Here is a 14,119-nt window from a genome sequence, read left to right as displayed (position 1 = left end):
TTATTGAAAATGGTATTTTATTTGCATTTCTTTATTAGGCAGGATAATATGCAATAAATTTTCAAGAGTTGAATAGATTTAAAAAATTTATTAAATACAAATATTCATTCTCTTGTTATTTGCGCAAATTATTAAGTTAAATTAAAATAGTTTGTTGCTTGATGAGTAATTTTTTCACAGATATTTATAACTAACTAGTTTATTTTTTATTTAATATTAAATTTTAATTAAATTTTTACACAAAAACAAAATTCCATAAAATACTGTATTTAAACACATTAAAACTAAAAACCGAAAAACAAACCTTATTCAACAGTCATATTTTACACCTAAAAAACTAAAATTAAAAATATCAATCTATTTTTAGAAAGCTTAAATAAAACTCTTGTATCATAAACTAAAAAACTAATTTATAAACTATAATATATCATCTGCTAAAGATGAAAAAACTACTAATAACCAAAAACAAACCTAATTTTAAAATCATTTTCTTTTGTGACATATTACGATTTGCATAATAATTCGTTAAAAGCAAATTAAAAAAAAACATTATTTTTGCCTTATAAAAGAAATAGTGTTTATAATTCTATCTGTAAAATAGCATTATAAACCAAAATATTAAACTTACAATAGCATGAAAAAAATAATTTTACTCCTCACTTTGTTCTCTGGAATCTCTGTATTTTCACAAATAAAGGTTCTTAAAAATGAAACATTAATAGAAATCGGAAAAGACAATTCTGTCGGCTTATATAAAAAAGATAATAAATTTACTTTTAATTATCAGGACATCAACACCAGTAATCTCAACACTTTTAGGTCATTTTCATTTAACGATATGAATGGTGATGTACAAGAGCTTTACAAAATGATTACTGATGGTTTTATAGACCAGCCTACTGGAAATATTTCTTTAGAACTTCCCAACGATATTATTGAGCTACAGTATGAGAAAAACTACGGTCAACCTACCGTACAGATTATTCAGTACATCAATAAGAATAAAAAATATGTAGGAAAATCTCAGTTTTTAAACAAAAAACAGATTGATAAAATATTTGGTATCGGAACTCCCAAAGCAGCACTTTATAAAACAGCTGTAAAACAAACTCCGGTAAATCCTGTAAATAATACCGTACAAAACTCGGTAAATAACACCCAGAATTACACTGCACCAGCAACCAAAACTCCGGTAAAACCTACGAAAAAAAGAAAATAAATTTCGTTTTTCACAATATATATCAACTCATTCTTCCCGAATGAGTTTTTTATTTCTATTTTTGTGAAAATATCTCATTGTACTATGTCGCTTCAGGTAATTAATCTAACAAAGAAATTTGGTGAGCAGACTGCTCTCAATAACATCAACATCAATATTGATAAAAGTGAAATCATTGGTCTTTTGGGTCCAAACGGAGCCGGAAAATCTACATTAATGAAATCTATTGTCGGTGCATTGAAAATTGATGAAGGTGAAATTATCTTTAACGGAAAAAACATTTCGGAGTACGAGATTGAAAGCAAAAAAAACATTGGATTTCTTCCTGAAAACAATCCGCTTTATCTAGAGATGTACGTGAAAGAATATTTACAATTTGTTGCCAATATTCACAAAATTTCTGAAGCAAGAGTAGATGAGGTAATAGAATTGGTAGGAATTACTCCCGAAAAATCTAAAAAAATCGGTCAGCTTTCTAAAGGATACAAACAGAGAGTTGGTTTAGCGCAAGCCATTATTCATCAGCCAGATTTATTAATTTTAGATGAACCGACCAATGGACTAGACCCCAATCAGATTCTTGAAATCAGAAACGTGATTAAAGAGATTGGTAAAGAGAAAACCGTTTTGCTTTCTACACATATTATGCAGGAAGTTGAAGCGCTGTGTACCCGCGTGATTTTGATTCATAAAGGAAATATTCTTCAGGATTGTAATATTGAAGAGTTTAAAGGAAAATTTAATAGCTTGGAAGAGGCTTTTGCGAGTTATACGCTGGAGTTTAAGGTTGAAACTAAAGCTTAAATTAAGATGAATTTAAAATCTTCTCTTTCTTTAATTTTATTACTAAATCTGTTTTCATCAGCTGTTTTTTATGCTCAAATAGCTAAGCAAGATATAATTAACGAAGTCAATTTTATTAATAATAAAACTAATGCAAATGAAGAAGATGTTCAAATTTTCCAAGTTGGGCACGGTACAAATGAACGTACTGGAATAGATATTAACAAAATACAAATAAAAGATGAAGAGCCTAGTGTTGCCGTTTTGACTTCATATTGGTTTAAATATTCAGACAATTATTCAAAAACTAAAGTTTATTTAAAAAGTAATATACCAATTTTTGTAGTAAAAGAAAAGAAAATAACTTTAACATCTACTGACGATAGTAATATGAAAGAAGTTTTAACATCATATACCAAATTATATATTTTTGATTGGGTAAAATGGGAATTTGAAAAGGAGATTATACAAGATGGCGGGAGACTTTTAGAAAATAGCATTGATAAACAAGAAATTATAAATATTATTAACGAAAGTAAAAAGAAATAGTTTCCTCTATTTTTTATTGGCTTTAAATTTGATTCCAACATTGTAATTTTAAAAACAAATCAAAATGATTAAGAAATTATTATTAGGAACTTTATGTATTGCTCAGTTTTCTCTGATTTCGGCACATGATTTAAATCCCACTCCCAAAAAAGATAATGGAACAGCTTACTATCAAAATGTTCCAAAAACGGTTATCATTAAAACCAAAAAATTTAAAGTAAGAATCGACAAACAGCCCAACGGAAACTATCTCTACCAATCTTGGGGAGCCAATACAAAAATTACTGCTAAACCAAGCATGATTATTAGTGATGGAGAGTTAATTCCAGATGGTTCGGGAGGAAATTATTATTTTGAATTCAACAATAACGGAACGCTGTATCAGGTTTGGAGAAATTACCTTACTGCTTCAGCAAAAAAAGCACCTTACACATTAGTTGTCATTGATGGAAACGGCAAAACTTTGGTAAAACAAGATGCGCAAATTGTTAAAAATTAATTTTAAATAAAATCTAAAAATAATTCCTAATTTCACTATTAGGAATTATTTATTTAAATAAAACAAATGGAATTTACGGTAAAAGCTAATTTAATCGATATCATCGCTAAAGATATTTATCCTGCAGAAGTTATTATTTCAAACAAAAAAATAGCTTCCATAAAAAGAATTGAAGAGACTTTAGACACCTATATTTTACCGGGATTTATCGATGCTCACGTACATATTGAAAGCAGTATGCTCATTCCGTCAGAATTTGCCAGAATTGCCGTAAAACACGGAACCGTCGGAACCATTTCAGACCCTCATGAGATTGCGAATGTTTTGGGTGTTGCCGGTGTAGATTATATGATTGAAAATGCGCGACAAGTTCCTTTTCATTTTTATTTTGGGGCTCCATCATGTGTTCCTGCAACAAATTTCGAAACGGCAGGAGCAGTTATAGATTCTAATGATATTAACGAATTATTGAGCAGAAAGGAAATTGTTTATTTAGCTGAAATGATGAATTTCCCAGGCGTTATTTACAAAGATAATGAGGTTTTAAAGAAAATTGCCTTCGCAAAAGAACACAATAAGCCTATTGATGGCCATGCTCCCGGATTGATGGGCGAAACCATGACAAATTATTTCGATGCCGGAATATCTACAGACCATGAGTGCTTTGGTTATGATGAAGCGCTAGAGAAACTAAAACATGGGGTAAAAATCATGATAAGAGAAGGAAGTGCTGCGAAAAATTTCGACACGTTAATCCCTTTATTGAAAGACTTTCCGGAGCAGATTATGTTTTGTTGCGACGACAAACATCCTGATAATTTAATCGAGTCTCATATTGATGACCATGTGAAACGTGCCTTGAAAGAAGGTCACGATTTATACAATGTTCTTCGTGCAGCTTCTTACAATGTGATTCATCATTATAATTTGCCCATCGGTTTATTGCAAATTGGGGATAATGCAGATTTTATTGAAATTGATAATACTGAAGATTTTACTGTTTTAAAAACGTATATCAACGGAGATTTAGTTGCTGAAAACGGTAATTCATTCATTCAACCTATTGAATCTGAAATTGTCAATAATTTCCACTGTACCATAAAACAACCTTCTGATTTTAAAATTAAAAGTGAGGGCGAAAAAATTCGTATGATTGAAGCTTTAGACGGTCAACTTATCACGCATGAAATCCAAGCAAGTACTTTAAACATCAATGGATATGCTGAATCAAATACAGATGAAGATATTCTGAAAATTGCTGTCGTTAATCGTTACAACGATGCTCCAGTAGCCGTTGCATTTATTAAAAATTTCAGTTTAAAAGAGGGTGCCATCGCATCATGTGTAGCTCATGATTGTCATAATATCGTTGTGGTCGGAACAAATGATGCTGATATTTGTAAAGCTGTAAATGCTATTATTAAAGCTAAAGGAGGAATCTCTCTTTCGACACAAACTGAAGAAATGGTCTTAGAATTACCCATTGCAGGAATTATGACCAATCTTCCTGCTGAGCAAGTCGCAGAATCCTACATTAAATTAGACAGAAGAGCAAAAGAATTAGGAAGCAAGCTGAGAGCTCCTTACATGAGTTTATCTTTTATGGCGCTTTTAGTAATTCCTGAATTGAAACTGAGTGATAAAGGATTATTTAATGGTAAAAGCTTTGAGTTTACGGATGTTTTTGTTTAAAATGGTTGATAGATGATAGATGATAGATGATAGATGATAGATGATAGATGCAAAATTACTTTTTACTTGGCTCTTTTTACCTTTTACTTTTTACCTTTTACTTATAAATCACTTAATTTTTCATTCCTGTAAAATAATTACTTTCTGCGAAACTTTCTTTGGCAGCACGATACCCAATATTGAATATTTGTTCTAAACGGTCTCTTCTCCTTTCAAAAGTTCCGTAGCTCGATAAATCCTGAGACGAAATAAACCAATCACAATATTCAAATTTAACCTTTTCGATACGATATGAAAGCAAATCATAAGACCTGGAAACAATGGCTTTAATTGACTTTAAATCGTTGATTTTAATATCGTGGGGTGGCGATACAAAAACCCCAATCAGTTTATCACAATCATCACGAATAATATCTGCCGGAAAATTATTTAAAACACCGCCATCACAGAACATTTCTTCCCCTAAAATATAAGGCGTTGTAATTCCCGGAATCGAGCATGAAGCAATAATAGCATCTGTTATTAAAAAATTTTCATCGAAAATTTTTTCTGTTCCGCCAACCAGTTCAGTTGCCACAATTTTCACTTTTTTATCAAGGTCTCCAATCTTCATATCATTGAAAATAGGTTTCAGATAGGCATTAAAAATCTCAGAAGAAACCAACCCCGGTTGGTTAAATGTAAAATGTCTCCAATTAAAAAAATAGACCGACTGAAAGAAATCTAAAATTTCCTCAGGCTTTTTTCCGATGGCATAAAGGCATCCCACAATAGAACCGGCACTGCAACAAGCCAGAATATCGGCCTCAATATTCTGTTCGCTCAAAAATTTCAGCACACCAGCGTGAGCAATACCTTTGGTACCACCACCAGACAAAACCAATCCTGTTTTTTCAAAATTCATTACATAAATGTAAGAAAACATTGGTGAAAAATCTATTTAAACAATCAAAAAATTGTTGATTATCAAAACAAAAAGCCACAGACTTTCTCTGTGGCTTTTTATATCTTTAATATTAAAATCTTAATTATTAATATACTTTTCAAAAATTTTCGAGAAATCTTTTTGGGTATATCTGTCAAAACTATTGGTGTTCCAAGCGAAAATATATTCGTTGATTGCCTTTAATTCCTGGCTTTTTGAGACATTTTCCTGTTTTCCTGAGGCAACACTGCCAATTGCTTTCTGTATACTGTCATTTGAAAAATTCAGCAAAGAATGATTATGATGAACCTCCTGCTGAATAGCTAAAAGTGCTTTATAAAGGTCTTTCAGCTGGTCAATCTGACCTTTTGCAACGCTAATCATTAATGGAACATTTCCGATATTGAATGAAATTTCAACATCCAAATCAATTGTTCCGGCAGTCTGCAAAGCTACATTTGAAAACGGGAACTGATAATATTCGTATCTTCTCAAAATTCTTTTTCTGTCAATCGCACTTGCTCCGTCAATGTGAATCAAAGCACGATTGGTAAAACAATATTCATCTCTTTTAGATTTAATTAAAAAGAAAATTTTCTCATTATCTTCCGATAAAATATAATCATCAGAATCTACTTTGTCGTAATCCTGAGAAGGAATAATTTTACCGATATCCCCCAATCCTAAAGCTTCTGCAGCTAATTTTTTGAACATAATTTATTTTAATTTGTAGTTTATTAAGTGAATAAAATTAAGAAAATAACTGAGATAAAATATAACGTGAGTAAAATTCTAATTATTATATATAAGTTAAACACAGAGTGCATAGAGTTTTTTTCTATCAAACCGTTTTTAAGGCTCACAAAGGCGTTAACACTTAACTAAGACCATAGATTTTTTTATTCTGATGTATTTAGAATATTCAAATAAAAAAAATTATCTACCAAAAAGAAAAACCACAGACAAAATCTGTGGTTTTGATATGATTAAACTTTGTCAAAGATTTTCAACTTTGACAAAGTGAAAATTAAATGTGAATCACTTCACCATAAGCCGCAGCAGCAGCTTCCATAATTGCTTCAGAAACCGTTGGGTGCGGGTGAATAGACTTGATGATTTCGTGACCAGTCGTTTCTAGTTTTCTAGCAACAACTGCTTCAGCAACCATATCAGTTACACCTTCACCAATCATGTGACAACCTAACCATTCTCCATATTTAGCGTCGAAAATTACTTTGATGAAACCATCTGTATTTCCGTTAGCAGTCGCTTTTCCACTTGCAGAAAGAGGGAATTTACCCACTTTGATTTCGTAACCTTTTTCTTTAGCTTGTTTCTCTGTAAGACCAACAGAAGCAACTTCCGGGTGACAGTAAGTACAACCAGGAATATTGCCATAATCGATTTTCTCAACGTGCATTCCTTTGATTTTTTCAACACAAGTAATTCCTTCTGCAGAAGCAACGTGTGCTAAAGCCTGAGTAGGGATAATATCTCCAATTGCATAATATCCAGGAACTGAAGTTTCGTACCATTCATTAACCAAAACTCTACCTTTATCAGTTTGAATTCCTACTTCCTCAAGACCAATGTTCTCGATGTTTGCAGCAATACCAACAGCAGAAAGTAAGATATCAGCTTCAAGCGTAATGTTTCCTTTTGCAGTTTTCACAGTAGCTTTCACACCATTTCCGCTTGTGTCAACGCTTTCTACAGAAGCGTTTGTCATAATTTCGATGCCTGATTTTTTCAGAGATTTTTCTAAGTGTTTAGAAACATCCTCATCTTCTACAGGCACGATGTTTGGTAAGAATTCTACAACAGTTACTTTGGTACCCATTGTGTTATAAAAATCAGCAAACTCTACTCCGATTGCTCCAGAACCTACAACAATCATAGATTTTGGTTGCTCAGGAAGCGATAATGCCTGTCTGTATCCGATTACTTTTTTACCGTCTTGTGGCAAGTTTGGCAATTCTCTAGAACGAGCTCCTGTTGCCAAGATAATGTGAGTTCCAGAATATTCAGTTACTTTACCTTCTTTATCAGTTACAGAAACTTTTTTACCTTTTTGTACTTTTGCAGTTCCTAAAATAACATCGATTTTATTCTTTTTCATCAAGAATTCAATTCCTTTGCTCATTTTAGACGCTACACCACGGCTTCTTTGGATTACGTTTGGAAACTCAAAACTAGCTTCTACTTTATTTAAACCGTAATCTTCCGCATGATTAATATAATGAAAAACCTGAGCCGACTTCAACAAAGCTTTTGTAGGAATACATCCCCAGTTAAGGCAGATTCCTCCTAGATTTTCTTTCTCGATAATTGCAGTTTTAAAACCCAATTGCGCCGCTCTGATTGCAGTAACATATCCACCAGGACCACTCCCGATAACAATAATATCGTAATTCATTAGTTTAAAATTTTATGCGAATTTAAGGAAAAATATTGGATTTTTATACTTCTAAAAGCAGTTCTTATATTGCTTTAATCGAGAAATTAGATTTAAAATCATCATGAAAAAAGAGAATACCTAAGCATTCTCTTCTCTATTATTTCAATTTATTTATCAAATATTATTTTACACTTCGCAACAGTTTTTTTTCATTTTGATATCTTACATTCAAAGCTTTCAATTGGTCTTGTTTCATTTTTTTTGTTGCCAATGGGTGGTTCAGAATCAATTTTTTCTCTGTATTATATCTTTTATCAAGTTCACGCGATTTACTATTATACAATTCGGTTTTCGAAGGATGCGGTGGCGGAGTTGGATGTTTCTGTGCAAAAACACTTGTCGACATTACCACTAATAAAACGGTTGATATGAATAACTTTTTCATGACTTTTAAATTTTAGAATGATTTTAAAACCAATTAATTTCATTCGGATTCAAAGTGAATATTACAGATATCATACCAATTATTAAATTTAATTGTAAACTAATTCCTTTTTATTGTATCTTAAATTTATAATACATTTTTTATGAAAAAAAATATTTTAACTAAAGATAATATTTGGCTGAAAGAACCCGAAGAACATGATTTTCCTGCAGCACAAGATTTTTTGGAACTTCTTTTTCCCTCAAATCAGGCACAAAAAATTGTAGAAGAACTCAAAAAAGCTCCTACCATCACAAAAAAATCTAAAGACATTCTCAGAGCCAGCAAACTTACCTTACTCCCCGAAAGTAATATTCATGTCAAAGAAAATCTAAAAAAAGTAGCGAAAAACAAAAAACTATCACCTATTTTATTGGTAAGGGGACAAAATGGATTGATTATCGCCGATGGTTATCATCGTTTATGTTGCAGCTATTACATTACAGAAGATTTAGAAGTTCCATGTAGATTAGTATAATATTCAAACTACTAACAGTCTGTGCATTAAAGTTTAAATATATTCAAATGTTTATTGTGATAGATAAATCTATTCAACCTCAATATTCTGCTTCAAAGGCAAGTTCTTTGAAGAATTCCCTACAAAAATCCTATACGTTCCTTTTTCTACATTCCAGTTCATTTTCTCATCCAAAAACTGTAATTCTTTTACAGGAACTTCAATCGAAATCTGTTTAGATTCTCCCGGTTTTAACTGTACTTTTTTCAACCCTTTCAACTCAATAATTGGTCTCGAAACTGAAGCCAACAAATCTTTAACATATAACTGAACAACTTCACTTCCGGCTTTTGAGCCTGTATTTTTCACATTTACTTTAGCAACAATCGTATCTTTTTTAGAAAATTTTGATTGATTTAATGTTAAACCAGAGATTTCAAAAGTCGTATAACTCAATCCAAAACCAAACGGATACAATGATTCGCCGCTCAAATCATGATAATCATTTCCTCTTCCCGTCGGATGGTGATTATACGTTAAAGGCAACTGACCTTCCTCAATAGGAAACGTAATCGGCAATTTCCCTGAAGGATTTTCAGCTCCATAAAGAACTTTTGCAACCGCATTTCCACCTTCTTCTCCTGGATACCAAACATCTAAAATTGCTCCGACTTTATCTTTCCAAGCCGTTGTTTTTATCGCAGAGCCACCAACTAAAACCACTGTTATTGGTTTATTTAATTTTGAAACTTCATGAATAAATTCCTCCTGATTTCCAGGAAGACTTAATGAAGAACGGTCCTGAAATTCTCCTTCATGAATTCCGGCTGTAACTATAATATAATCTGCATTTTGAGCTAATTTTAAAGCATCATTAAAATCTTTTTGCTCATCATTCAAACCATAATTCCATATCAATTCGATATTTGCTTCTCCCCTATTTTCATGAAACTCAATAACAATATCAGATTTTTGACCTTTCATAAAATCAAGCTCAACTGTTTTTGTTGAATAACTCAACTTCTCCCAATTATCAATCAACAATTTTCCATTTAAAAATAATCGGAAACCATCATTTCCGCGAAGACCCAATTGATATTTTCCTGAATTCGGAGCTTCTAGTTTTCCTGTCCAACGAACGCTGTAATTATCGGGTTGAAGTTTTTCAGGATTCGGAGAATATAATGTCCATTTAAAATTTAATTGTTCGTCCTGTTTTTCAAAAGCCAGATTACCTTTTAAATCAGAATTAGAAAAGTAATTTCCTTTCAATCCTTTTTGATTTTCGAAAGACAGAAAATCAGTGGGTATAGTTACAAAATCTTTTAAATTCCAATCGATTCCTTTTGAATAAGTGATTTTTACATTTTTATTTTTAACGAAATTTTTAATTCCATCTAAAATACTCACTTTCTTGTTTCCTGGCCCGGAATAACCTCCTAATCTTGCATCAACAGCATCCGTTCCGACTACCAAAATTTTTTTCACATTTTCAGAAATTGGAAGCGTTTGATTCTTATTTTGAAGCAACACAAAAGATTCAAGAGCTACTTTTTCCGCTAAAGGTTTATGATTTATTTTCTTTAATTCCTCAATATTTTGATTAGAAACATAAGGGTTTTCAAACAAACCGAGTTCAAATTTCGCCCTCAAAACTCTCGCTACTGCATCATCAATTCTTTCCTTAGAAATTCTCCCATCTAAAAACGGCGGAATAAACAATTTATAATGTTGATATTCGGTCTGAAAAATCACATCCAATCCTGCATTAATAGCTTGTGCAGAAGCATCATCATAATCTTTTGCCGTAAAATGCAGAACATTTGCTCCGCCAACCGCACTTGCATCACTGATTATGAAACCTTTAAAATTCCATTCATTTTTTAATTTTTCGGTCAATAGCCAATGATTTGCCGTTGAAGGTCGCCCATCCAGCAAATTATAAGATGTCATTACTGAACGGCTTTTTCCTTGATTAAAGGCCTTTTGAAAAGGAATTAAATGCGTTTCTTCCAAATATCTTTTACTCCAGTGAATCGGGTAAGAATCTCTTCCACCATCACCCACATTTGCCAGAAAATGTTTCGGAGTAGTAATAATTCCCATATTTTCAAAAGAACTCACAAAGTTTACGCCCATCACGGAAGTCAAAAATGGGTCTTCACCATAGGTTTCTTCCGTTCTTCCCCATCTGACATCGCTCGCCAAATTGACAACCGGAGTTAAAATCTGACGAATTCCTCTCAATTTCGATTCTTTGGCAATCGCCGTCGAAACTTCTTTCATCAACTCAGAATTGAAGGTTGCAGACATACCAATCGCCTGAGGAAAAGCAGTCGCTCCTTCTCGCATTAAGCCGTGTAAAGCTTCATCAAAAGGAATAATCGGAATTCCCAATCGAGATTCTTCCACAAAATATTTTTGAATGGCGTTGATTTTTTTCGCTAGTCTTTCCGCGTCTTCATTCGCATTATATTTCAATAATTGTCCGGCAACTCCACCACCTTGATTTCCCGCACTTACCTGCAATCCGAAAATTCCATGAGCATATTGACCTTTCGGAACATTATCTAAATCTCCGGGAATCATGAAGCATTGCCAGAATTTTTCTTCAGGGGTCATGCGTTTCAACAAATCCTGAACACGGGCTTCAACAGGTTGTTTTGGGTCTTTATATAAAGGCTTTTGAGCGGAAATAAATACCGAACTCAACAATGAAATTCCTATAATTTTAAATCGAAGTTTAAAATGCATTGTAAATAATTTGATTTAATTATTGTTCTTTTGTCTTAAAACAAAAGAACCAATTCCTAAGACTCTGGATAAGATTGAATTTTTAGATAAAATTCCAAAATAAAAATTCAGCACCTTCTAAAAATAAGACAAATATTCATGTGGTTATTCCCGCAAAAATTACCAATTAACCACGTAAGCTAAAACTCCACATGTTAAAAAGATTATGACAGCAATTAAACCAATTAAAACATCTCTTTTTTCTTCCTTTTCAAAATTTTGATTCGAAGCTTCTCGCTGTTTATTAAAATTAAATTTATAAACAAAACTTAATCTTATTAAGCTACCTATTAGACCTAAAAAATTTACATCCATATATTTATCCTTTCAGTTAAAAGTAGTTTACAAATTCAATTACTGATTGATTTGAATTACCGTTGAATATTTCAATTGACTTCTTTCTTTAGGCAAAGTGATCTCAATTAAATTCCCCGATTTTTTCCATTGAATTTTGTTTGATAATCCTAAAACCTTCAATGATTTTGGTTTAAAATTTTCAGGAATTGGAAAGCTTAAACTTGATGGAGACTGATAGTTTTTGCTATCATCCAAATGGAAAACATTCACTGTTTTTTCGTCTTTGCTTTGCGTATAATAAAAATTTCCATCGTGGTAAGGAGCTACGCTTCTCGTTGCAAAAACTGCAGATTGATTGTCATCCATCCAACCTGAAATCTCTTTTAATCTTTCATAAACTACTGCATCATAGTCTCCATTCGGTCCGGGAGCAATATTCATCAGGTAATTTCCACCTCGAGAAATAATTTTAACTAAAGTTTCAATGATTTTTTGAGATGATTTGTAATTATCATTTGGAACATACGAAAACGAATCGCCCATTGTAATACAACTTTCCCAAGGAATGGTAAGCGGTTTTTCGGGAACGGCTTGTTCTGGAGTTACATAATTTTCCCATTTTCCTGGAACGGTGCGGTCTACAACGATAATTCCAGGTTGATTTTTGCGAGCCATCGTACCAATTTTATTCATGTCAATGTCTTGCTCCACTTTGATGGTTCTTTGCCATTCTACATTTTGGTCAATCGTATGAAACGGACGAACCCAACCTCCATCTAACCAAAGAATATCAACTTTACCATAGTTTGAAGTGATTTCATTTAATTGATTAAAAGTGAAATTTTTGAAGTTATTCCACCTTTCAGGATATTTCTTAGGGTCATAATTCACATTTCTATCTTTTGGCGGAAAATAAGACCACCAATAATCGTCAGAATGCCAATCGGGTTTTGAGAAATAAGCTCCTATTTTAAAACCGTCTTTTCTGAATGTATTAAAGACTTCTTTCACCACATCTGCTTTTGGATTCTTGGAAAAAGGAGTATTTGGAGAAGTTATTTTATAATCAGACTGCTGCGTATCAAACATGGCAAATCCATCATGATGCTTTGTCGTGAAAACCACATATTTCATTCCTGCATCCTTCGCTGCATCTGCCCATTTTTGTGGATTAAACTGTGTCGGATTGAAAGTTTTCTGTAAGTTTTCGTAGTTTTCTACATATTCATTATACGACTTTCCATGTTCAGGTTTACGTTGCGTCCACGATTCATCTTCGGGACAAAGACTCCAGCTCTCTACAATTCCCCATTGGCTGTAGGTTCCCCAATGCATGAACAAACCAAATTTTAAATCCTGCCAGTTTTCGAGATTTTGAATCACTAAAGGGTCTGTAGGTTTTTGGTAACCATCGGAAACATTGTGTGCCTGCGAAAAAAAAGTAGAGGAAATGAGTAATGATGAGAGAAAAAGAGTTTTCGTTTTTGGTTTGATGAACATTGAAGTTTAGTTTTTGCTAATTTAATGTTTAACCATAAATTTTTAACCACAAAAGGCACAAAAGTTTATGACACATGAGTCACATGAGTTTTTAGTTTAATAGATTGAGAATATTTTAGAACACAGAAGTTTAAAAATCAAAGATTTTTTTGTGGGAGTGTCGTTATCATCAAACTTTTTTAAATTTATATGGAAATAGTTTATCTCGCAGATTTTGCTGATTTAGCAGATTGATTCCTATGTTTTTAATCTGTTAAATCTGTGCAATTATAACTTTTTGAACGCAAAATTGATAGTTTTTCTTTACAATACTTTGTGAAAAAATGAAATTTTGTTTTTTTTACGCAAAGATTTAAATACTATATCTCCGAAATTTAAGGTGCAAAGAATGAATCAATAAAATTGATTTTATGAAGCTAGCTTAATCAGCGACTTGTCGCAACTCTTTGCTCCTCAAAATAAAGATTAGTTTAAATAAAAACTTTGCGTGAAAAAGCATTATAGCTCATAGCTGAAGTATAAT

At 32.3% G+C, this 14,119-nt stretch carries 13 protein-coding genes; 6 read left to right on the top strand and 7 right to left on the bottom strand.

Annotation, left to right across the window (positions count from 1 at the left end; genetic code table 11):
- Window positions 1-634: 634 nt before the first annotated feature.
- From LO744_RS07455 to ade, 5 genes are all read left to right on the top strand, one after another.
- Window positions 635-1,219, top strand: a complete 585-nt coding sequence (locus tag LO744_RS07455; protein WP_230668460.1) for a hypothetical protein — start codon at window positions 635-637, stop codon at window positions 1,217-1,219.
- A gap of 84 nt (window positions 1,220-1,303) precedes the next feature.
- Window positions 1,304-2,023: an ABC transporter ATP-binding protein gene (locus LO744_RS07450; protein ID WP_230668459.1), complete on the top strand. Its 720-nt coding sequence runs from the start codon at window positions 1,304-1,306 to the stop codon at window positions 2,021-2,023.
- Between the two features lie 6 nt (window positions 2,024-2,029).
- Window positions 2,030-2,551: a hypothetical protein gene (locus LO744_RS07445; RefSeq protein WP_230668458.1), complete on the top strand. Its 522-nt coding sequence runs from the start codon at window positions 2,030-2,032 to the stop codon at window positions 2,549-2,551.
- 64 nt (window positions 2,552-2,615) lie between these two features.
- Window positions 2,616-3,050, top strand: a complete 435-nt coding sequence (locus LO744_RS07440) for a hypothetical protein (RefSeq protein ID WP_230668457.1) — start codon at window positions 2,616-2,618, stop codon at window positions 3,048-3,050.
- A gap of 66 nt (window positions 3,051-3,116) precedes the next feature.
- Window positions 3,117-4,742 (top strand): adenine deaminase, encoded by a 1,626-nt coding sequence (ade, locus tag LO744_RS07435; RefSeq protein WP_230668456.1) that lies wholly within the window; start codon window positions 3,117-3,119, stop codon window positions 4,740-4,742.
- 112 nt (window positions 4,743-4,854) lie between these two features.
- Here the strand turns inward: ade and LO744_RS07430 are convergent, their stop codons facing one another.
- The 4 genes from LO744_RS07430 to LO744_RS07415 all read right to left on the bottom strand — a co-directional run bounded on the left by LO744_RS07430 (window position 4,855) and on the right by LO744_RS07415 (window position 8,510).
- Window positions 4,855-5,667, bottom strand: a complete 813-nt coding sequence (locus LO744_RS07430) for a patatin-like phospholipase family protein (protein WP_230668455.1) — start codon at window positions 5,665-5,667, stop codon at window positions 4,855-4,857.
- 99 nt (window positions 5,668-5,766) lie between these two features.
- Entirely contained in the window at window positions 5,767-6,381 is a 615-nt protein-coding gene (locus tag LO744_RS07425) for a PH domain-containing protein (protein WP_230668454.1), read from the bottom strand.
- A 313-nt stretch (window positions 6,382-6,694) separates the two neighbouring features.
- Window positions 6,695-8,083 carry a dihydrolipoyl dehydrogenase gene (lpdA, locus tag LO744_RS07420; protein ID WP_230668453.1) on the bottom strand — a complete coding sequence of 463 codons (1,389 nt, stop codon included), beginning with the start codon at window positions 8,081-8,083 and terminating at the stop codon, window positions 6,695-6,697.
- A 163-nt stretch (window positions 8,084-8,246) separates the two neighbouring features.
- Entirely contained in the window at window positions 8,247-8,510 is a 264-nt protein-coding gene (locus LO744_RS07415) for a hypothetical protein (protein WP_230668452.1), read from the bottom strand.
- 142 nt (window positions 8,511-8,652) lie between these two features.
- Between LO744_RS07415 and LO744_RS07410 the strand changes: the two genes are divergently transcribed.
- Window positions 8,653-9,027, top strand: coding sequence for a hypothetical protein (locus tag LO744_RS07410; protein WP_230668451.1), 375 nt, complete (start codon window positions 8,653-8,655; stop codon window positions 9,025-9,027).
- A gap of 69 nt (window positions 9,028-9,096) precedes the next feature.
- Here the strand turns inward: LO744_RS07410 and LO744_RS07405 are convergent, their stop codons facing one another.
- From LO744_RS07405 to LO744_RS07395, 3 genes are all read right to left on the bottom strand, one after another.
- On the bottom strand, window positions 9,097-11,760 hold the full coding sequence (locus LO744_RS07405; protein ID WP_230668450.1) for a glycoside hydrolase family 3 N-terminal domain-containing protein: 2,664 nt from the start codon (window positions 11,758-11,760) through the stop codon (window positions 9,097-9,099).
- A gap of 159 nt (window positions 11,761-11,919) precedes the next feature.
- A complete protein-coding gene (locus tag LO744_RS07400; RefSeq protein ID WP_230668449.1) occupies window positions 11,920-12,114 on the bottom strand; it encodes a hypothetical protein in 195 nt (64 codons plus the stop codon).
- 39 nt (window positions 12,115-12,153) lie between these two features.
- Window positions 12,154-13,596 (bottom strand): alpha-L-fucosidase, encoded by a 1,443-nt coding sequence (locus LO744_RS07395; RefSeq protein WP_230668448.1) that lies wholly within the window; start codon window positions 13,594-13,596, stop codon window positions 12,154-12,156.
- Window positions 13,597-14,119 lie beyond the last annotated feature (523 nt).

Origin of the sequence: Chryseobacterium turcicum (genome assembly GCF_021010565.1) — a bacterium.
In the GTDB taxonomy this organism is placed as follows: Bacteria; Bacteroidota; Bacteroidia; order Flavobacteriales; family Weeksellaceae; genus Chryseobacterium; species Chryseobacterium turcicum.
Note: the sequence above shows the minus strand (reverse complement) of the source record. Positions and strands in the feature narration are given on the sequence as shown.

What these genes read in the sequence shown, in the direction of transcription:
- LO744_RS07455 (WP_230668460.1), top strand. Translation starts at nt 635, where the DNA reads ATGAAAAAAATAATTTTACTCCTCACTTTGTTCTCTGGAATCTCTGTA.
- LO744_RS07450 (WP_230668459.1), top strand. Translation starts at nt 1,304, where the DNA reads ATGTCGCTTCAGGTAATTAATCTAACAAAGAAATTTGGTGAGCAGACT.
- LO744_RS07445 (WP_230668458.1), top strand. Translation starts at nt 2,030, where the DNA reads ATGAATTTAAAATCTTCTCTTTCTTTAATTTTATTACTAAATCTGTTT.
- LO744_RS07440 (WP_230668457.1), top strand. Translation starts at nt 2,616, where the DNA reads ATGATTAAGAAATTATTATTAGGAACTTTATGTATTGCTCAGTTTTCT.
- ade (WP_230668456.1), top strand. Translation starts at nt 3,117, where the DNA reads ATGGAATTTACGGTAAAAGCTAATTTAATCGATATCATCGCTAAAGAT.
- LO744_RS07430 (WP_230668455.1), bottom strand. Translation starts at nt 5,667, where the DNA reads ATGTTTTCTTACATTTATGTAATGAATTTTGAAAAAACAGGATTGGTT.
- LO744_RS07425 (WP_230668454.1), bottom strand. Translation starts at nt 6,381, where the DNA reads ATGTTCAAAAAATTAGCTGCAGAAGCTTTAGGATTGGGGGATATCGGT.
- lpdA (WP_230668453.1), bottom strand. Translation starts at nt 8,083, where the DNA reads ATGAATTACGATATTATTGTTATCGGGAGTGGTCCTGGTGGATATGTT.
- LO744_RS07415 (WP_230668452.1), bottom strand. Translation starts at nt 8,510, where the DNA reads ATGAAAAAGTTATTCATATCAACCGTTTTATTAGTGGTAATGTCGACA.
- LO744_RS07410 (WP_230668451.1), top strand. Translation starts at nt 8,653, where the DNA reads ATGAAAAAAAATATTTTAACTAAAGATAATATTTGGCTGAAAGAACCC.
- LO744_RS07405 (WP_230668450.1), bottom strand. Translation starts at nt 11,760, where the DNA reads ATGCATTTTAAACTTCGATTTAAAATTATAGGAATTTCATTGTTGAGT.
- LO744_RS07400 (WP_230668449.1), bottom strand. Translation starts at nt 12,114, where the DNA reads ATGGATGTAAATTTTTTAGGTCTAATAGGTAGCTTAATAAGATTAAGT.
- LO744_RS07395 (WP_230668448.1), bottom strand. Translation starts at nt 13,596, where the DNA reads ATGTTCATCAAACCAAAAACGAAAACTCTTTTTCTCTCATCATTACTC.